We start from the raw sequence: 19,494 nt of genomic DNA on the forward strand, positions 1-19,494 counted from the left end.
GTTTCCTGCCTGAATTCGGCTTGCAAATGGAATCGGTTTTGCACTGTGCAATTCATCCTTGAGAACGGATGGCATCTGCAAATAATTAGTCGGCAGGCTTGAACGCCAGGCGGGCTGGGGTGCCGCAAGCGGGAGAGTCACTGTGTCGCAGTTCGCACTCTGCACCTTCGCGGAGCATTAGTTCTCTTTCTCAATTGACAATCATTATCATTCAACATAATTTGTCGCTCGATGTGTAGGACGGCCCCGGTCTTCTTGTCGTCCCACTAACCTTTTGGCAGCAGGGTGATTTCCATGACGGAACAAGTCTCCACAAGCAGGTGCGATTCGCCGCTACTTCAGGCATTCGTCGACAATCGACTGATTCTGGTCAAGATTGCAGCCCGCATCACCGGCTGCCGATCACGTGCTGAAGACGTGGTGCAGGACGCGTTTTTCCGGCTGCAATCGGCGCCGCAGATCACTTCCTCGTTCAAGGCTCAGCTCAGCTATCTGTTCCAGATCGTGCGCAACCTGGCGATCGATCACTACCGCAAGCAGGCACTGGAGCAGAAGTATTCCGGGCCTGAAGAGGAAGGTCTGAACGTGGTGATTCAGGGGGCTTCACCGGAAACGTCGCACATCAACTTTTCGACCCTGGAAAACATCGCCGACGCGCTCACCGAATTGCCAAGCCGTACCCGCTACGCCTTCGAGATGTACCGCCTGCACGGCGTGCCGCAGAAGGACATCGCCAAGGAACTCGGCGTCTCGCCGACCCTGGTGAACTTCATGATTCGCGATGCGCTGGTGCATTGCCGCAAAGTGTCGGGCACTCGGGCGGACAGCATTGCTCGTCGTTAAGACCTGAATTTTGTGTCGCCCCAATCGCTAGCAGGCTAGCTCCCACATTGGATCTGTGTCGTACAAAAGCCCCCTGTGGGAGCTAGCCTGCTAGCGATGAAGGACTCAAGATCAATACAGACCTTGAGCCCTACCCATCACACCAACCCACACCGATCAAAAAACCGCTCACGCCCCAGCGCCATCAACGCGGCACGCTTGTGCGGGAAGTCGAACTCTTTCTCGCAGTAAAACCGTTGCCCCTGCATGTATCCGATCATCTTGGCGTTGTCGGCGCGAGGCTCGGCGACCACTCGCTGGGTACGCGGATCATCGAGGAACAGGAAGTGCACCAGCGCCGACAACCAGCTCGCGACCTTGTGCGGGCCACGGTGGTTTTCTTCGCCGACCAGCATGTGAATGCCACGGTCGTAGTCACCGGCATCGTAGAACGGTGCGATGCGGTCTTCCTTGGCCCAATAGGCTTCGAAATAGGCGAACGGCTGATCGTCGAAACAGCCGATCAGCGTCAGGGTGTGTGGGTCGGCTTCGAGTTTGCTCAGGTACTCTCGATGTTTTTCGAGACTGCCCTTCTCCTGCCAGAAACTCGCGACCCGCGCACTGTTCTGCCAACGATTGAAACGGGCCAGGTCGAGGTCGATGTCCACGGTGCGCAGGGAAATCCACATCCCGAGCCGTGCATCAAAACGCCGATAGACTTCGCCACGCGGCTTCAGCGGGCGTAGCGGATGACGTTTGCCGCCACTGATGACCATTTGCTGCGGGTAACCGCGCGTCAGCGACTGCCCCAGCCAGGGCTGCGGCAACTGCCAGAACAGGGTGCGCTCACAGCGATAGTGACCGGCAGTTTCCGTGGGGATCAGCAAACCGCTAAGCAGAGCCTCGGTCGGGGCTTCATCGAGTTGCCAGGCCAGGCGCTGGCAGACCGGATGACGGGCGAACAACCAATAGCAGGCAGCCCACAAGGCCTGACTGTTCGGGCGAGCGAAGCGCTCTTGCAGTTGCAGTTGTGGCTCGGGGGTGCGGGTCAGCCGCAGTTCGATCAGCGGTTGAGCGTCAAGGCTGAGGCTCAGGCGGGTTTCAGTTTCATCGGCTACAAGACGACTGCCGGAAGGCAAGGCCAGGGCAGTCAGGTCATTCAGATTGGACATGGGTCGGGCTCACGTTAATCGTCGACAGTTCAACGATGTGACGTGAGCCGACGCCGGAAATTTAGGCGGCGTCGATCAAGGCGTGCCCGGAACCGGCACGATCGCAATCTTGTACGGGTCGAAAATCTTCAGCATCTGGCCGTTGTCCCGCAGCCCTTGCAGCAATTTGCCGAACGCCTCGCCCGTGATTGGTGCGGTCGGGCGCAGGATGGCGTAATGGTGATAAACCTGATCGATGCGATCGGACACCAGGAACTCTTTGCCGACATTCAGGTTGCGCAAAAAATAGTCGTTGAGGTAGGAGCGAGTGACGAGCGCGATGTCGGCACGACCGCGCAACACCATCAGCAGGTTGCTGTCATGGGAATAGGTCAGCGTGGCGCTGTAGTTTTTGGCCAGGTACTGGGGCTCGGCGTTGAAGTTGGCGAATTCATAGTGGTAACCACTGAACAGCGCCAGGCGCTTGCCCGTCAGATCGGAAAAATAATCCTGCTGGCGAATCGGCCGGCCCTCGGGTTGGCGTTGCGCGACAAAAATCTCGGCATCTTCAAGCCCCATGTCGACATCGGTGTGGGGAATGTCTTTCCAGCCCCAAGCGGGATTTTCGAAGATCGCCATGTCGATCCGGCCTTGCTTGAAGTCACCGAAGCGTCGAGGAATCGAGGTAGGCACCAACACGAATCGGTAGTCGCTTTGCAGGGCGTTGAGCGCTTCCGCCAGTTGCGGCAGCAAGCCCGTATCAGCGCCTTTTTCAGGGCGTACGGTATAAGGTGGAAAATGTGCGGCACCGATCCGCACCAGTTGTGCAGCCTGGGACGGCAGCACCCATAACGCCACGAGCGCTGTCAGCAAAAGCCGCGAAGCCGTCCGAATTGGCGAAGACATCAAGACAAGCCACTCCCCAAAATACTGCATCAATGCATTCAAGCTAGGCGGTTTCGCCCAGTTAGCCAGTTTCCTGCCGACCAACACAAACTAATTATTTTTCCTCAAGCACAAGGATCAACGCCTCATCGGCCAACTGATCGAGACTCATGCTGCCACCGGCGCGAAACCAGGTGGTGGTCCAGGACAGCGCCCCGGTCAAAAACCGTCGGGTGATGAACACATCGCCGCGAATGAAACCGGCACTCTTGGCCTCACCCAGCACCTGGAGCCAGATGTCTTCATAGATGTCCCGCAGCGCCAGGACTTTTTCCTGACCATCCTCGGACAGCGAACGCCATTCGTAGACCAGCACCGCCATGGCCTCGCCGCTGCCGCCCATGATCGACTGCAACTCGCAACGGATCAGCGCCAACACCCGCTCGCGCACGCTGCCGGCTTCGGCGATGGCTGCCCGCATCAACGCGGTGTTGTAGCGGATGGTCTCTTCCATCACGGCGCGCAGGATTTCGTCCTTGCTTTTGAAGTGATGAAAAATGCTTCCCGACTGAATGCCCACGGCGCCGGCCAGGTCGCGCACGGTGGTGCGCTCATAGCCTTTATTGCGAAACAGGTGAGCCGCCACTTGCAGTAACTTGCCACGTGCACTGTCCGGATCGGTCAACTGGCCGCTGTCGACCAATTCGCGCATAACCCTCAGGGCTTTTTGCTCATCCACCCGTTCTCTCCTACAGTCGTGATCACCGCTAAAACAGCGGGGTTGCGCGGGCAATTTAAGCTGACGGATGCAACCAAGCAAGCGCTCGGGCAGAAGATATTTCTGTCGTTTACAAACCAAGCGCTTGCTTGGTAGTCTCGAGTCACTCTGTTGGAGGTGGTTATGGAATCGACTACGCCGAGAACCATTCGCATTGGCTGTGCCAGCGCCTTCTGGGGCGATACCTCGACGGCTGCCGCGCAGTTGGTGGAAGGTGGGCGTCTGGACTATCTGGTTTTCGATTATCTGGCCGAAATCACCCTGTCGATAATGGCCGGTGCCCGGATGAAAGATCCCCAGGCCGGCTACGCCAGCGATTTCATTGAAGTCCTCAGTCCGCTGCTCACTCAGCTCGCTGAGCAGAAAATCCGCGTCATCAGCAATGCCGGCGGGGTCAATCCACAGGCCTGCGCCGCCGCCCTGCAAGCGGCCTGCGACAAGGCCGGCGTTTCATTGAAGATCGCCGTGCTGCTGGGTGACGACCTGCAACCGCAATTCAAGCAGCTGAGCACGCGTGGCATCCATGAAATGTTCAGCGGTGCGCCGCTGCCACCGATGTGCGTCTCAACCAACGCCTACCTCGGCGCACCGGGCATCGTCGAAGCCCTGCGTCTGGGGGCGGACATCGTGATCACCGGGCGCGTGGTCGACAGCGCGGTGGTCAGCGCCGCGCTGGTGCATGAGTTCAACTGGTCGTGGCACGACTACGACAAACTGGCCCAGGCTGCGCTGGCCGGGCACATCATCGAATGCGGCGCGCAGTGCACCGGTGGCAACTTCACCGATTGGCGCGATGTGCCCGATTACGAACACATCGGTTTCCCCATCGTCGAAGTCAGCGCCGACAGCCAGTTCGTCGTCAGCAAACCCGAAGGCTCCGGTGGACTGGTCACGCCACTGACGGTGGGTGAGCAGATGCTCTACGAAATCGGCGATCCGCGGGCGTATCTGCTGCCGGATGTGGTCTGCGATTTCACTCAGGTCAAACTGCATCAGCAGGGCAAGAACGCAGTGCAGGTGCACGGCGCGAAAGGCCTGCCGCCAACCGACCAGTACAAGGTCAGCGCCACTTACCCTAACGGCTTCCGTTGCACCGCCAGTTGCCTGATCGCCGGCATCGATGCGGTGGACAAGGCGCGGCGAGTCAGCGCCGCGATCATCAACAAGACCTCGGAAATATTCACTCAGCGCGGCTGGGCGCCCTACAGTGACGTGAGCATCGAACTGCTCGGCAGCGAGGCCACTTACGGTCCCCACGGTCAGCGCTCCGACAGCCGCGAGGTGGTGATCAAACTCGCGGTGCGTCACCCGAACAAACAGGCGCTGATAGTGTTCTCCCGGGAAATCGCCCAGGCCGCCACCGGCATGGCGCCGGGGCTGACCGGGATTGTCGGTGGTCGCCCTACTGTTTATCCATTGATCAGACTGTTCTCGTTCCTGATCGACAAAAACGCCTGTTCGCTGGAAATTGATTTCATGGGGCAAACCCAGCCATGCGAATTGCCCGCCATTGACGTGCTGGACACCGCCGATTTGCCTGCGCCATTCGACCCACCCAAACCCGACGGCCCGGCCGATGCCAGTGTGCCGCTGGTCAAACTCGCAGTCGCGCGCTCGGGCGACAAGGGCAACCACAGCAACATCGGTGTCATGGCCCGCGAGCCCGAGTACCTGCCGTGGATCGCCGAGGCGTTGACGCCGGAGGTGATCGTCGACTGGATGAACCATGTCCTCGACCCGGTGCACGGTCGCGTCGAGCGCTGGTATTTACCCGCCACTCATAGCCTGAATTTCCTGCTGGAAAACGCCCTGGGTGGCGGTGGCATCGCCAGCCTGCGCATCGACCCGCAAGGCAAGGCCTTCGCCCAGCAACTGCTGGAGATCCAGATTCCGGTGCCGCAGCGCATCGCCGACCAGGTCAAATAGAGGACAGTCACCATGGCCTACGATTCGATTTTCAGAACTGATCTGTTTGCCGGCCAGACCATCATCGTCACTGGTGGCGGCAGTGGCATCGGCCGCTGCACCGCTCACGAACTGGCAGCCCTCGGTGCCCATGTGATTCTGGTCGGGCGCAAGGCCGACAAGCTGAAAAGTGTCACCGCCGAGATTGTCGAAGACGGTGGCAAGGCTGACTGGAGCACCTGCGACATTCGCGAAGAAGAAGCGGTGACGCATCTGGTCAGCCAACTGATCAGCAAGCACGGGCCGATTCACGGTCTGGTCAACAATGCCGGCGGGCAGTACCCGTCGCCGCTGGCCTCGATCAATCAGAAAGGTTTCGAAACCGTGATGCGCACCAACCTGGTCGGCGGGTTCCTCATGGCCCGGGAAGTGTTCAATCAGTCGATGAGCAAACACGGCGGCGCCATCGTCAATATGCTCGCCGACATGTGGGGCGGCATGCCCGGCATGGGCCACTCAGGCGCGGCGCGCTCGGGCATGGACAACCTGACCAAAACCGCCGCATTCGAGTGGGGTCACGCCGGGGTGCGGGTCAACGCCGTGGCGCCGGGCTGGATCGCGTCCAGTGGCATGGACACCTATGAAGGTGCGTTCAAGGCCGTGATTCCGACCTTGCGCGAACACGTGCCGCTCAAACGCATTGGCACCGAATCGGAAGTCAGTGCGGCGATCGTTTTCCTGCTCAGCCCGGCGGCGGCTTTCATCAGCGGCAGCACCCTGCGCATCGACGGTGCCGCCAGCCTCGGCGGTCGTGCCTGGCCGATTCACAAGGCTACCAACAGTGAGTCGTATAACGGCTTTCACCGCGCCTACATTCCTGATGTCCTCAAGGATAAGGAATAACCCATGCCGGTGATTCAGTCGCAACTCGATCCCCACAGCGAGCAGTTCGCCCAGAACCATGCGGCGATGCTGAGCGCCATCGAGCAAGTCCGCACGCTCGAACAAAACCTGCTGAACAAGGCCGCCGAAGCCAAACCAAAATTCGACAAGCGTGGACAAATGCTGCCCCGTGAGCGCCTCAATCTGCTGCTGGACCCCGGCGCCCCGTTTCTCGAACTGGCCAGCCTGGCGGGCTACAAATTGCACGACGACAAGGACGGCAGCTCGGCTGGCGGTGGCTTGATCGCCGGCATCGGTTACGTCTCCGGTGTGCGGGTGCTGGTGGTGGCGAACAACAGCGCGATCAAGGGCGGGACCATTTCCCCCAGCGGTTTGAAAAAGTCCCTGCGCCTGCAACAGATCGCCATGGAAAACAAACTCCCGGTGATCACCCTCGCCGAAAGCGGCGGCGCCAACCTCAACTACGCGGCAGAAATTTTCGTCGAAGGCGCGCGCAGCTTTGCCAACCAGGCGCGGATGTCGGCCATGGGGTTGCCGCAGATTACCGTGGTTCACGGTTCAGCCACGGCGGGCGGCGCTTATCAGCCGGGGTTGTCGGACTACGTGGTGGTGGTGCGTGGCAAGGCCAAACTGTTTCTCGCCGGGCCGCCGCTGTTGAAAGCGGCGACCGGTGAAGTCGCCACCGATGAAGAACTGGGTGGCGCCGAAATGCACGCGCAAATCGCCGGCACCGCCGAATACCTGGCGGAAAACGATGCCGATGGCGTGCGTCAGGTGCGCGAAATCGTCGGCATGTTGCCCTGGAACGAGCAACTGCAATGGCTGCCCGAACTCCACTGGGAGGAACCGCTCTACCCCGTCGACGAACTGTTGGGGTTGATCCCGGATGACCCGAAAAAGCCCTACGACGTGCGCGAAATTATCGCCCGCATTGCCGACGGCTCGAACTTCCTCGAGTTCAAGGCCGAGTTCGATCAGCAGACCGTTTGCGGTCAATTGAAAATTCAGGGTCGCGCCTGCGGCTTCATCGGCAACAACGGCCCGATCACACCCAAAGGCGCGAGCAAGGCTGCACAGTTCATTCAGCTGTGCGACCAGAGCCAGACTCCGTTGCTGTTTTTCCACAACACCACCGGCTTCATGGTCGGCACCGAATCAGAGCAACAGGGCGTGATCAAGCACGGCGCCAAGATGATCCAGGCGGTGGCCAATGCCCGTGTGCCGAAACTGACCATCGTCGTCGGCGGTTCCTATGGCGCCGGCAATTACGCGATGTGCGGCCGCGGCCTCGATCCGCGTTTCATCTTCGCCTGGCCCAACAGCCGCACCGCCGTGATGGGCGGTGCGCAGGCGGGCAAAGTGCTGCGCATTGTCACCCAGGCCAAACAGGCCAAGGACGGCCTGGCGCCTGACCCGAAAATGCTCGACATGCTGGAACAAGTCACCGCGCAAAAACTCGACAGCCAGTCCACGGCGCTCTACGGCAGCGCCAACCTGTGGGACGACGGCTTGATCGACCCGCGCGATACCCGGATCTTGCTCGGTTACTTGCTGGATATCTGTCACGAGGCCGAAGTGCGGCCGCTGCAAGCCAACAGTTTTGGTGTAGCCCGCTTCTAAGGGCGATCAGAGGAGAACAATAAAAATGATCTTCACCCAGGAACACGAAGCACTGCGCCGCACCGTCCGCCAATTCGTCGAACACGAGATCAACCCTCACGTCGAGGAATGGGAAAAGGCCGGGCGCTTTCCGATCCACGAGATCTTCCGCAAGGCCGGCGACCTCGGCCTGCTGGGCATTTCCAAACCGGAAAAATTCGGTGGCATGGGGTTGGACTACAGCTATTCGATTGTTGCCGCCGAAGAATTCGGCACCATTCATTGCGGCGGTATTCCGATGTCCATCGGCGTGCAGACCGACATGTGCACCCCGGCCCTCGCCCGTTTCGGCTCCGATGAATTGCGCGACGAGTTCCTGCGCCCGGCCATCAGCGGCGAGCAGGTCGGTTGCATCGGCGTCTCCGAAGTGGGTGCAGGGTCCGATGTGGCCGGGTTGAAAACCACGGCGCGCAAGGACGGCGACGACTACGTGATCAACGGCAGCAAGATGTGGATCACCAACTCGCCGAGCGCCGATTTCATCTGCCTGCTGGCCAACACCTCGGACGACAAGCCGCACATCAACAAGTCGCTGATCATGGTGCCGATGAATACGCCGGGGATCAGCCTCAGCTCGCACCTGGACAAGCTCGGCATGCGCAGTTCGGAAACCGCCCAGGTGTTTTTCGACAACGTGCGCGTGCCGCAGCGCAACCGCATCGGCCATGAAGGCGCGGGGTTCATGATGCAGATGCTGCAGTTCCAGGAAGAACGCCTGTTCGGCGCGGCGAACATGATCAAGGGCCTGGAGTACTGCGTCGACAGCACCATCGAGTACTGCAAGGAGCGCAAAACGTTTGGCAGTGCGTTGATCGACAACCAGGTCATTCACTTCCGCCTGGCTGAATTGCAAACCGAAATCGAATGCCTGCGGGCGCTGGTCTATCAGGCCACCGAGCAATACGTCAAAGGCCAGGACGTCACGCGCCTGGCGTCCATGGCCAAACTCAAGGCCGGTCGTTTGGGCCGCGAAGTCAGCGACAGTTGCCTGCAATACTGGGGCGGCATGGGCTTCATGTGGGACAACCCGGTGGCCCGCGCCTACCGCGATGTGCGGCTGGTGTCGATTGGCGGCGGCGCCGATGAAATCATGCTGGGGATCATCTGCAAACTCATGGGCATCCTGCCGGGGAAAAAGAAATGAGCATCCTGCCGGTTTGCCAGACCTTGTTGCTGGAGCCGCACAACGGCGTGTTGCACATCACCCTCAATCGGCCGGAAAGCCGCAATGCCATGAGCTTGCAAATGGTCACCGAACTGCGCGCGGTGCTGGCGGCGGTGCACGATGACCGCGCCATTCGTGCGATCGTCATCGGTGGTGCCGGCGGACATTTCTGTGCCGGTGGCGACATCAAGGACATGGCCAATGCCCGCGCTCAGGGTTCGAGCGCGCACCGTGATTTGAATCGGGTTTTCGGTGCCTTGCTGCAAGAAGTGCAACACGCGCCGCAAGTGGTGATCACCGTGTTGCAAGGCGCAGTGCTCGGCGGTGGCTTTGGCCTGACCTGTGTCAGCGATGTCGCCATGGCCGATCATTCAGCGCAATTCGGTTTGCCGGAAACCAGCCTCGGCCTGTTGCCGGCGCAAATTGCGCCGTTCGTGGTGCAGCGCATCGGCCTGACCCAGGCCCGACGCCTGGCGCTCACGGCGGCACGTTTCGATGGCACTCAGGCGCGGCGCATGGGGCTGGTGCATTTTGTCGAACATGACCCGCAGGCATTGGCCGAGCGTCTCGATGAAGTGCTGGCCCATGTGCTGTGTTGCGCGCCGGGGGCGAATGCGGCGACCAAGAAATTGTTGCTGGCCAGTGCTGCACAGCCGTCCGATGAATTGCTGAATCAAGCCGCCGAGTGGTTCAGTGAAGCGGTGACCGGGGCTGAGGGAGTCGAGGGCACCATGGCCTTCGTGCAAAAACGCAAACCGGGGTGGGCTTCTTAAAAGCTTCGCGAGCAAGCCCGCTCCCACAGTGGAATGCATTTCAAATGTGGGAGCGGGCTTGCTCGCGAAGAGGCCCGAACAGACACCGCAAAAACAAGAGAGCCAGCCCATGCCCGGACTCAACAAAATCCTCATCGCCAACCGCGGTGAAATCGCCTGCCGCATCCAGCGCACCGCCCAGGCGCTGGGCTATCGCACCGTCGCCGTGTTCAGCGACGCCGATGCCGATGCGCTGCATGTGCAGATGGCCGACGAAGCCGTGCGTATCGGCGCGGCCCCGGTGCAACAGTCTTACCTGAATATCCCGGCGATCATCGATGCGGCCCGGCGTACCGGCGCGGATGCGATCCATCCGGGCTACGGTTTCCTCTCGGAAAACGCCGGCTTCGCCCTCGCCTGCCAACAGGCTGGCATTACCTTCATCGGCCCCAGGCCGGAAGCCATCGAACTGATGGGCAGCAAACGCCTGTCGAAAATTGCCATGCTCGAAGCGGGCGTGCCGTGCATCAAGGGCTATCAAGGCGCCGAACAGGATGACGCGACCCTGAGCCGCGAAGCCGGGCGCATCGGCTATCCATTGATGATCAAGGCCAGCGCCGGCGGTGGCGGGCGCGGCATGCGGCTGGTAAACGACGCCAGCCATTTGCTTGAGCAAATCCGCACGGCCCGCTCCGAAGCCCTGCACGGTTTTGGCAGCGATGAACTGATCCTCGAACAGGCATTGATCGATCCACGGCATGTCGAGGTGCAACTGTTCGGCGACCAGCACGGCAACCTGATCTACCTCGGCGAACGCGATTGCTCGATCCAGCGCCGCCACCAAAAAGTCATCGAAGAAGCGCCCTGCCCGGTGATGACTTCCGAGTTGCGCCAGGCCATGGGCGAAGCGGCGCTCAAGGCCGGGCGTGCGGTGAATTATGTGGGTGCGGGCACTGTGGAATTCCTGCTGGATACACACGGGAAGTTTTACTTTCTGGAGATGAACACCCGCTTGCAAGTGGAGCACCCGGTCACCGAACTGATCACCGGCCTGGACCTGGTGGCCTGGCAACTGAACATCGCCGAAGGGCAACCGCTGCCGCTGCGTCAGGAGCAGGTGCAGCTCACCGGTCACGCCATGGAAGTGCGCGTGTATGCGGAAGATCCGGCACAGGGTTTTCTACCGCAGACCGGACACATCTCAGCCTGGGAGCCAGCGCTGAAAGATGGCGTGCGCATCGACCACGGCTTGATCGAAGGTCAGCACGTCAGCCCCTTCTACGACCCAATGCTCGGCAAGATCATCGCTCACGGCGCCACCCGCGAAGAGGCCCGGCGCAAGCTGCTGCGGGCGGTGCAGGACAGCGTGTTGCTGGGGGTGCAAAGCAATCAGCACCTGCTCGCCAGCCTGCTACAACATCCACAATTCATCAGCGGCGAATTCAGCACTGGATTCATCACGCAGCATTTCGCCGATCATCCGTGTCTGCACCTTCATGTGCCCAGCGCTGAAGAACTGGCTATTGCTGCCGCCCTGCTCTATCACGCCTCGGCTAAGGCGCACCGCAGCTCGCTGGCCGGCTGGCGCAACAACGCCAGTGTGCCGTTGAGTTATCGCCTCGGTCTGGAAGATCAGGAGTGGTCGGTGGCGTTGAACGCGGTGCCGGGCGAGGCCTATCGGGTTCAAGCCGTCGGCCGCGAGCTGGAGCTGCGCGTGATCGAGTGCGACGGGCGCAGGGCCATCCTGGAAATCGACGGCATCCGCCAACGCCATGCCTATCGATTGGAGGCCGGGCGGCTGTGCCTGTTTACCCGACCGGGCAGCCTGCGACTGGAGGACCGGACCCAAGCTTTGGTCAACATTCAGTCCAGTGTCAGCAGCGGTACCCTCAAGGCGCCGATGGATGGCGCGATTGTCGACGTACTGGTCAGTGAGGGCAGCCAGGTCAGCAAAGGCCAGTTGCTGGTGGTGCTGGAGGCCATGAAAATGGAGCATCCGCTCAAGTCGGGTATCGACGGCGTACTCAAACGCTTGCAGGTGCAGGTCGGTGATCAGGTAAAGAATCGTCAGATTTTGTTGGAGGTTGAATAAGCCGCTAGGCGGATCCGTCGGGTTTGGCTACGCTCAGACCTATCAGGACGCGGATACCAGGAAACCTGCGATGCCTCATTGGCTGGTCATTGATCTGGAAGCCACCACCGATGAGGGTGGTTGGCCGATAACGGAAATGGAAATCATCGAAATCGGCGCCACCCTGGTGGACCGCAAAGGGCGCGAAGTGGACCACTTCCAACGCTTCGTCCGGCCGTTGCGCAGGCCGTTGCTGACCCCGTTTTGCCGGGAGCTGACGCACATCACCCAAGCCAACATCGATAACGCCCAGCCCCTTGGCGAAGTCTGGCCAGCGTTCGAGCGCTGGCTCGGCCAACATCACAGCCGTCTTGAGGGCTGGGCCAGTTGGGGCGATTACGATCGCAAACAGTTGCTCCAGGAATGGCAGCGCCTGCAACTCGACAGCGTCCTCAGTCGGGTTCAGCACATGAATCTCAAACAACGCTTCGCCAAGGCCCGGCGACTGGAACGCCCGCTGGGGCTCAATGGCGCCCTGCAACTGGCCGGTTTGCAGTTCACCGGCCAGCAACACCGGGCGCTTGAAGATGCGCGCAATACCGCACGGCTGCTACCGCTGGTTCTGCCGCTTTAGACAGGTGACGCCAACAAAGGCCTTGTGCATACTGGCCGGCCCTTTTTAGCCCTTTTCGAGGAATCGCCCATGTTTAAAGTCAACGAGTACTTCGACGGCACCGTCAAGTCGATCGCCTTTGGCACCGCTGAAGGTCCGGCGACCATCGGCGTCATGGCACCGGGCGAATACGAATTCGGCACTGCCCAGCGTGAAATCATGCACGTTGTGTCGGGCGCCCTGACCGTCAAACTGCCGGACAGCACTGACTGGGAAACCTTCGCCGCCGGCAGCCAGTTCAACGTGCCTGCCAACAGCAAGTTCCAGCTGAAAGTGGCCGTCGAGACTGCTTACCTGTGCGAATACCGCGGCTAAAACCCTGGGTTTTCACAGCGCAAAAAAATGCCCGTGTCCTTGGACACGGGCATTTTTCATTGTGCAAGGCAATTATTCGAGGATTTCTACCGGCATCCCCACTTCCAACCGGCCGTTGCTGTCATTGACCAGGTTCTGGCCGAACATCGCGCCGTCCTCAGTGGAGCGGTGCTTCTGCAAGCTGGCAAAAGGTTCGCGATCGTGGCTACGTTCACCGGTTTGCGGGTCGATCGTCGTCAAAATACAGCGCGAACACGACTTGACCACGCGGAACTCGACATCGCCGATGCGTATGCGTTTCCAACCATCCTCGGCGTAAGCTTCGCTGCCATCGATCACCAGGTTGGGTCGAAAGCGCAGCATTTCCATTGGCCGACCGACTTTCTGTGAAATATCCTCGAGTGAAGCCTGGCCGATCAGTAACAACGGGAAGCCATCGGCGAAGGCAACCTGATCATCATCCTTGCCGAAGCCCGACTGTGTGATCCGCGCGCGGTCCAGCGGCACTTGCACCAGACGCGTGGGTTTACCGATGAACTCACTGACCCAGGCGCCCGCCGCATCGCCGGCATCCGGCACACGCAAGGTATCGCGCCAGATGGTCACGCCGCGGAGTTCGGCGTCGCTGCCGGGTAATGCAATATCGATTGGCGAATGACCTGGCGCGCTGAGTGTCAGACCGCCCTCGGCATTCCACAACGCCGACAACTGGCTCATCTGCGCCACCGCGCGCTGGGTCAGGAAACGCCCGCTGACCTCGTCCACCAGCATCCAGCGTCGATCACCGTCCAGCCCCAGCTTGTCGAGACCAACCTGTTGCAGGACCTCGCCCTTGCCGGATTTCAACGGATAACGATAAAGCGCGCTCAGACGCAGCATGACCAGCTCCCTGTGGGCAAAAACGTCACCCTATACGAGCTTGATCGGCGAATCAAAGAGCAAAGACACTTGTAGGAGCGAGCCTGCTCGCGAAAAACGTCCGGATAACGCGTTAAGTCAGACAGCACGCGTTTCGTTGACGTCCATCGCGAGCAGGCTCGCTCCTACAGGGATAGATCAGGCTGGAACCGCATCAAGCATCAGGCGCTGGCGCACCACGTCGACGAGTTTGTCCGGCTGGAATTTGGAGAGGAAGTTGTCGCAGCCGACCTTCTTGACCATCGAGTCGTTGAAGCTGCCGGACAACGACGTGTGCAACACCACATACAAGCCACGCAGGCGTGGATCGTTGCGGATTTCGGTGGTCAGGCGATAGCCGTCCATCTCTGGCATTTCCGCGTCGGTGAAGACCATCAGCAGTTTGTCGGTCATGTTCACGCCCGTATCGGCCCAGGCCTTGAGCATGTTCAAGGCCTTCAAGCCATCGCTGGCGATGTGCATCTTCACGCCCAACTGACCCAGGGTATCGCGCAATTGCGCCAGGGCCACATTGGAGTCATCCACCAGCAGCACTTCACGGCCACGGGCGCGTTCCAGTACCGGATCATCCAGTTTGTCGCGCGATACCTTGGCGTTATAAGGGACGATCTCGGCCAGGACTTTTTCCACGTCGATGATTTCCACCAACTGATCGTCGACCTTGCTGATGGCGGTCAGGTAGTGCTGGCGACCGGCGCTAGCCGGCGGCGGCAGAATCGCTTCCCAGTTCATGTTGACGATACGGTCGACGCCACCGACCAGGAAGGCCTGCACGGAACGGTTGTACTCGGTGACGATAATCGTACTGTTCGGGCCCGGCACCAGCGGACGCATACCGATGGCCTGGGACAGGTCGATCACCGGCAGGGTCTGGCCACGCAGGTTGACCACGCCGCACACAAACGGATGACGCTGCGGCATCAGGGTCAACTTCGGCAGTTGCAGCACTTCCTGCACTTTAAATACGTTGATCGCGAACAATTGCCGTCCAGCGAGACGGAACATGAGAATTTCCAGGCGATTCTCACCCACCAGTTGCGTACGTTGGTCTACCGTATCGAGAATGCCAGCCATCAATGACTCCTGGGCTTGTACTGATGAATTCACTAGATAGAGGGTTATCGGCTGGTTTTGCCAGACCTTGACCCCCTCTAAAATGCCACGCTCAAAGATTGATGTCACATTAACATCATGCTTTACTGGCGTTGTGATTTCATCTGCTACAGTCTCTGCGTCGCGACCATAGTTTGCGCAATAGGTTCCGCTGCGTAAGGGATTCCCCTAGTAACAATCAGGCACAACCTGATATTCGCAATATCCAATAGCCATTAATGTGACGCCATTCTCATTGCATGAATGGAGTCAGGCTTTTGTGTGCGATCGCAGGTCAGTGGCCATCCACCCCCTCAACAAGTAGTTCCCCCACCTGCATCAAGGATGGCCGGAACGCGATCTCACGACGAAACGGTTACGTCGGGACGCCTGTCGTCCTCGTCGACACACACGACATCCCCTCATTAGTCATGACGTTGTGGAGATAAGCATGCCAAACAATCGTACAGAGTGGGCAAAGCGGGTCCCGGAGTTTCTCGTCGAAGCCGAATTGCTCTTGGCGAAAACCGAGGAATGCCTCAGCCATTTGCAACTGATCAGCAATGACAAGGACGCCATCGACTGCATGCTCAGTACTCTCCTGAGACTGGCCAGCAAGGCGGATGCCCTTGCGCTGGCAGCCGTTTCGGAGTTCTCGCTGCACATTCATGGCCTGCTCAACCACGCGCAGAATCACATGGACCTGCACGACCAGGCCCTGGGTGCGCTGAAAGATTGCCTGACTTTGATCGCCTGGCAACTTGAACTGATCGACCAGAACACCGGCCAGCTGAGCCTGGATGAAAGTGAACAGACCATACTGATCGAAGCCTTTGCCTTCCAGGTCGGCCAAACTCAGTATCAACTCCCGGTTAATTCCAAACCGTTCACACTCGTTCCCTATATGGAGCGGCAGGCTTAATCCACATTCTACGGGTCATGATGGCGCGACATATTGAGCACGCGCATGTCGCAATTGAACTCCGCATATCAATTAACGACAACCGCGAATAAACAACCTATTCCTTTCGGCATTTGATTGCTTGTCTTGACCAGGGTTTTTCCTGGTATTAAAAGACAAGAACCAAGGGAAACCGACATCTCTCCCACGACAAAAACCACACTTTTTCCAATGTGGAAATCACGTCCAGAATGCCTTGCATCCTGACTCCCGGGACATATATCGCATGCGCGACCAACGGTATCTTAAGTGGTATTATGCCGCCCATTAGTTGGCGTCAATTAATGGCAATTTGATTGCCACGGCCACAGTCGTTTAAATTCAAGACTGAATTTCTTATACAGAAATTGTGCAGCGTTGAAGTCGATGTACAACATTACAAAACAGAGACCCGTCAGCCAGCATGACCGGTCTGCCCGCAGCGAACCTCCATTGGCTCCATCCGCTATGTACGCCAGCCTCAAGTCAATCGCCACGTGGCCACCGTCCCGAGAAAATGCGCGACGGTTCACGCTTTTGTTATGTGCCTGCTCTACGCTCGGCTGCCTGCTGGTCTATAGCCTCTCCACTCCACTGCCACTGGCTCTGCTGGCGATCAATATCGCGGCCTTGAGCTGTGTCTGGGTGCAATATCGGCTGTCGCGCAAGTCAATCAAGTTTCAACCTCAGGAGCTGGCCGATCGCTTGCTCGAAGTCCAGGAAAACGAACGTCACCGCCTCAGCCGGGAACTGCATGACGACATCGGCCAATTGCTGACCGCTGCCAAACTTCAGAGTGACTGGCTCAAACGCCGAATGCCGGAAGAACTCCAGGGGCAATGCTCGGTACTGTGCGACACCCTGGAGGAAACCCTCGCCAAAGTCCGCGATGTGTCGGCCATCCTCAATCCACGGCAGTTAACCAGCCTTGGACTGGAAGCCAGTCTGCGTGCACATTTGCTCAAGACGCTGGCCAATACCTCCGTGCATTGGAGCCTGGACTGCCATCAACGCCTGACCGGGATTCCAGAAGAAATGGCCGTGGCGGCGTTTCGCATTACCCAGGAGGCGGTCACCAATATTCTCAGGCATGCCGAAGCGAAGAATCTGCTGGTCTGCCTGCAACGTTTGCCCCAGGGTCTGACATTATCGATCAGTGACGATGGCCAGGGTTTCGCGCCAGCCACGGACCCGGGTCGAGAGGGACAACGGGGAATGGCCGGGATGTCGGAGCGGATCGCTCAACTGGGCGGCACATTGACGGTGACCAGTGAACCGGGCAAAGGTACTCAAATCGAAGCTCTCTTCCCCTGGGCACCTCGCGCGCTCGAACGGGCCAGTACGAATAAGGTTATGCATTGACTTGTAACTTACTTCTGGTGGATGACCACTCGCTGATCAGGGCTGGCGTGCGCGCCCTGGTGCTGGATATTCCTGGCTACGCGGTCATCGGCGAGGCCAATGACGGCTCGCAGTTGCTCGCCATGGTCGAGCGCCTGTCCCCAGACATTGTGCTTCTGGATATTTCCATGAAGCAGACCGGTGGCCTTGAAGCTTTACAGCAACTCAAACGGGTCCGCCCGCAGAGCAAGGTCCTCATCCTGTCGATGCATACCGACCCGGCACTCATCATGCAGGCGCTCGAATCCGGGGCTCATGGTTATTTGCTCAAGGACACCACGGCCACTGAACTGGAACATGCGCTGGAAGCCTTGCGTAATAACGAACGCTACCTGAGCCCGGCCATTGCCCATACGGTCATTACCCAGGCATTGACCCGGACCCAGAAAAGCCCCGACCCTGCAGACTCGCACAACCTGACGGCCCGCCAGCTGGAAATCCTGCGCTTGATCGTTCGCGGAAAATCCACCCGGGAAATCGCCAACGGCCTGGGCTTGAGCGTCAAGACCGTCGAAACCCATCGCTCGCAGATCATGAAGCGCCTGCAAATCTACGATGTCGCGGGCCTGGTATTGTTCGCCGTGCGCGAGCAGATCATCAGTCTGGACGACTGACAGTTCCTGTCGCACTCAACAGCGGCGAGCCTTCGGGCAAATGCACCAGCAGTGCCGCCGGCCGCGCCGAGAACCGCAGGTTGTCACCCTCGAGCGGTTCACCATCGAGGTTGATATAGAGGCCCTCGGAAGCCTTGATCTCGACCCACGGCAGACGAGCCCGCACGAACATGTTGTCGATACCGAAGCCATCGGCCAACAGGTTTTTCAGGGTGCCAACCACTTCCTGCGGCGCGGGCAAAATGCTGATATCGAGCAAACCGTCGTCCGCCAGTGCCTGCGGGCATAACACATGTCCACCACCCGCCTGCCGGCCATTACCGATGCCCAGGGCCAGCAGATCTCCACTCCAGTGAAAATCCGGCCCCTGCAACTCGCCATACGCCGCATGCAGTTCGCTGAAGCGTGACAAACCGGTGAACAGATACGCTGCACCGCCAAGCACCTTTTTCAACTCCTCGGAGGTATTGGCCGTGACCTGACTGCCAAAACCGCCAGTGGCCATGTTCAGGAAAACCTGCCCGCCGACCTCCCCCAAATCAATCGGACTTGGCACCACCTCCAGAAGATCCAGTGCTAGAGCAGGCTCCAGTGGAACGCCAGCCGCGCGTGCGAAATCGTTGGCGGTTCCCAAGGGCATCAGCACCAGGCTGGCTCGCGTGGAATGCGCCGCCATAGCCTCGGCAATATCTCGCAATGTACCGTCACCACCACCGGCGACGATCTGTCTGTAACCTGCCGCCAACGCTTCTTCTACCAGCCGCTGTGCGTCGCCGGCCTCCCAGGTCAGCCGGACAGCCAGCTCCCATCCCTGTGCGCGCTTGTTTTCGACGGCGGCACGGACCTCTTCGTTGAGCGCCTGCTTGCCATGCAGAATCAACAGCGCCTTGCACTCGCTCATGGTTTATCACTCCCGGTATTGAATGGCGTACGGGAGATGTTGACCTCGTCGCACCCGCAAAAAGTCGCAAGAAGTTGAATTATTTCCGGCTGGGCAGCCTTGACTACTACATGGAGCGATTTTTCTTACAAAACGTGAGGAATCGGCTCAATTGACCAATAAGGGGGATTGGTACACTTTGGCACTTGGGTTTTTCAGTGATAAGCAAACACAAGGATGTGCCATGCAAAGCCATGATCTCAGGTTACCGGTGACTCCGGTCGTGCCGCTCGCAGAGAAGCGGACCAATCATCAAGCCGAATTCAGATACAGCGCAAAAACCAAAGGAGAAGTCGATATGGAACCTCGCGTCATTGAGCTGGAAACACACCTCAAATACATCCGCAGGGACATGGAAGAAGTAAGAACCGACGTCAAATCCATCAAACACAGGCTCGCCTATTCCGCTGGCGGAACGGCCGTCGTGCTTGGGCTTCTAGGCTGGATTGCCAATAGCCGTTTCGACCAGCTCGTAACGCTGCTCCTGGCTCATTGATCCGTCATCACGCC

19 protein-coding genes are annotated in these 19,494 nt (G+C 59.2%); 13 read left to right on the top strand and 6 right to left on the bottom strand.

The genetic code is table 11. The annotated features are described in order from the left end of the window. Positions 1–294: 294 nt before the first annotated feature. Positions 295–843 carry an RNA polymerase factor sigma-70 gene (locus V6Z53_RS24320; protein ID WP_150736074.1) on the top strand — a complete coding sequence of 183 codons (549 nt, stop codon included), beginning with the start codon at positions 295–297 and terminating at the stop codon, positions 841–843. Between the two features lie 137 nt (positions 844–980). Here V6Z53_RS24320 and V6Z53_RS24325 read toward each other — a convergent pair whose 3' ends face one another. From V6Z53_RS24325 to V6Z53_RS24335, 3 genes are all read right to left on the bottom strand, one after another. After that, positions 981–1,994 (bottom strand): GNAT family N-acetyltransferase, encoded by a 1,014-nt coding sequence (locus tag V6Z53_RS24325; protein WP_338582179.1) that lies wholly within the window; start codon positions 1,992–1,994, stop codon positions 981–983. A 75-nt stretch (positions 1,995–2,069) separates the two neighbouring features. Next, positions 2,070–2,879: a transporter substrate-binding domain-containing protein gene (locus V6Z53_RS24330; RefSeq protein ID WP_338582180.1), complete on the bottom strand. Its 810-nt coding sequence runs from the start codon at positions 2,877–2,879 to the stop codon at positions 2,070–2,072. A 94-nt stretch (positions 2,880–2,973) separates the two neighbouring features. Beyond that, a complete protein-coding gene (locus V6Z53_RS24335; protein ID WP_338582181.1) occupies positions 2,974–3,597 on the bottom strand; it encodes a TetR/AcrR family transcriptional regulator in 624 nt (207 codons plus the stop codon). Between the two features lie 162 nt (positions 3,598–3,759). Here V6Z53_RS24335 and V6Z53_RS24340 point away from each other — a divergent pair, with 162 nt between their 5' ends. The 8 genes from V6Z53_RS24340 to V6Z53_RS24375 all read left to right on the top strand — a co-directional run bounded on the left by V6Z53_RS24340 (position 3,760) and on the right by V6Z53_RS24375 (position 13,079). Beyond that, positions 3,760–5,562: an acyclic terpene utilization AtuA family protein gene (locus V6Z53_RS24340; RefSeq protein ID WP_338582182.1), complete on the top strand. Its 1,803-nt coding sequence runs from the start codon at positions 3,760–3,762 to the stop codon at positions 5,560–5,562. A gap of 12 nt (positions 5,563–5,574) precedes the next feature. Then, the gene (locus V6Z53_RS24345) at positions 5,575–6,444 is read left to right on the top strand and encodes an SDR family oxidoreductase (protein WP_338582183.1); all 870 of its coding nucleotides are present in this window, start codon (positions 5,575–5,577) and stop codon (positions 6,442–6,444) included. A 3-nt stretch (positions 6,445–6,447) separates the two neighbouring features. Next, complete coding sequence (gene atuC, locus V6Z53_RS24350) at positions 6,448–8,064, top strand: geranyl-CoA carboxylase subunit beta (RefSeq protein ID WP_338582184.1); 1,617 nt, start codon at positions 6,448–6,450, stop codon at positions 8,062–8,064. Between the two features lie 25 nt (positions 8,065–8,089). Continuing rightward, positions 8,090–9,247 carry a citronellyl-CoA dehydrogenase gene (gene atuD, locus V6Z53_RS24355; protein WP_338582185.1) on the top strand — a complete coding sequence of 386 codons (1,158 nt, stop codon included), beginning with the start codon at positions 8,090–8,092 and terminating at the stop codon, positions 9,245–9,247. Next, positions 9,244–10,041 (top strand): enoyl-CoA hydratase-related protein, encoded by a 798-nt coding sequence (locus V6Z53_RS24360; protein WP_338582186.1) that lies wholly within the window; start codon positions 9,244–9,246, stop codon positions 10,039–10,041. Before atuD ends, V6Z53_RS24360 begins: the two co-directional genes overlap by 4 nt. 109 nt (positions 10,042–10,150) lie before the next feature. After that, the gene (locus V6Z53_RS24365) at positions 10,151–12,112 is read left to right on the top strand and encodes an acetyl/propionyl/methylcrotonyl-CoA carboxylase subunit alpha (protein ID WP_338582187.1); all 1,962 of its coding nucleotides are present in this window, start codon (positions 10,151–10,153) and stop codon (positions 12,110–12,112) included. A gap of 70 nt (positions 12,113–12,182) precedes the next feature. After that, positions 12,183–12,725, top strand: a complete 543-nt coding sequence (locus tag V6Z53_RS24370) for an exonuclease domain-containing protein (RefSeq protein ID WP_338582188.1) — start codon at positions 12,183–12,185, stop codon at positions 12,723–12,725. Between the two features lie 69 nt (positions 12,726–12,794). Then, the gene (locus V6Z53_RS24375) at positions 12,795–13,079 is read left to right on the top strand and encodes a pyrimidine/purine nucleoside phosphorylase (protein WP_338582189.1); all 285 of its coding nucleotides are present in this window, start codon (positions 12,795–12,797) and stop codon (positions 13,077–13,079) included. A 72-nt stretch (positions 13,080–13,151) separates the two neighbouring features. On the opposite strand, the gene V6Z53_RS24380 is transcribed toward V6Z53_RS24375, so the two are convergent. Both V6Z53_RS24380 and V6Z53_RS24385 read right to left on the bottom strand, forming a co-directional pair. Further along, the gene (locus V6Z53_RS24380; RefSeq protein WP_338582190.1) at positions 13,152–13,958 is read right to left on the bottom strand and encodes an MOSC domain-containing protein; all 807 of its coding nucleotides are present in this window, start codon (positions 13,956–13,958) and stop codon (positions 13,152–13,154) included. A 177-nt stretch (positions 13,959–14,135) separates the two neighbouring features. Then, on the bottom strand, positions 14,136–15,071 hold the full coding sequence (locus V6Z53_RS24385) for a chemotaxis protein CheV (protein ID WP_338582191.1): 936 nt from the start codon (positions 15,069–15,071) through the stop codon (positions 14,136–14,138). 469 nt (positions 15,072–15,540) lie between these two features. Between V6Z53_RS24385 and V6Z53_RS24390 the strand changes: the two genes are divergently transcribed. From V6Z53_RS24390 to V6Z53_RS24400, 3 genes are all read left to right on the top strand, one after another. Further along, positions 15,541–16,011, top strand: a complete 471-nt coding sequence (locus V6Z53_RS24390; RefSeq protein ID WP_338582193.1) for a hypothetical protein — start codon at positions 15,541–15,543, stop codon at positions 16,009–16,011. 486 nt (positions 16,012–16,497) lie between these two features. Further along, the gene (locus V6Z53_RS24395) at positions 16,498–17,391 is read left to right on the top strand and encodes a sensor histidine kinase (protein WP_338586560.1); all 894 of its coding nucleotides are present in this window, start codon (positions 16,498–16,500) and stop codon (positions 17,389–17,391) included. Further along, the gene (locus V6Z53_RS24400; protein ID WP_338582195.1) at positions 17,388–18,044 is read left to right on the top strand and encodes a response regulator transcription factor; all 657 of its coding nucleotides are present in this window, start codon (positions 17,388–17,390) and stop codon (positions 18,042–18,044) included. The genes V6Z53_RS24395 and V6Z53_RS24400 overlap by 4 nt, the downstream gene beginning before the upstream one ends. Here V6Z53_RS24400 and yegS read toward each other — a convergent pair. Then, positions 18,028–18,945 (bottom strand): lipid kinase YegS, encoded by a 918-nt coding sequence (gene yegS, locus V6Z53_RS24405; protein WP_338582197.1) that lies wholly within the window; start codon positions 18,943–18,945, stop codon positions 18,028–18,030. The two genes, V6Z53_RS24400 and yegS, sit on opposite strands and share 17 nt — an antisense overlap. Positions 18,946–19,168: 223 nt before the next feature. Between yegS and V6Z53_RS24410 the strand changes: the two genes are divergently transcribed. Beyond that, positions 19,169–19,480: a hypothetical protein gene (locus V6Z53_RS24410; protein WP_338582199.1), complete on the top strand. Its 312-nt coding sequence runs from the start codon at positions 19,169–19,171 to the stop codon at positions 19,478–19,480. Positions 19,481–19,494 lie beyond the last annotated feature (14 nt).

Source organism: Pseudomonas sp. MAG733B, assembly GCF_036884845.1.
Taxonomy (GTDB): domain Bacteria; phylum Pseudomonadota; class Gammaproteobacteria; order Pseudomonadales; family Pseudomonadaceae; genus Aquipseudomonas.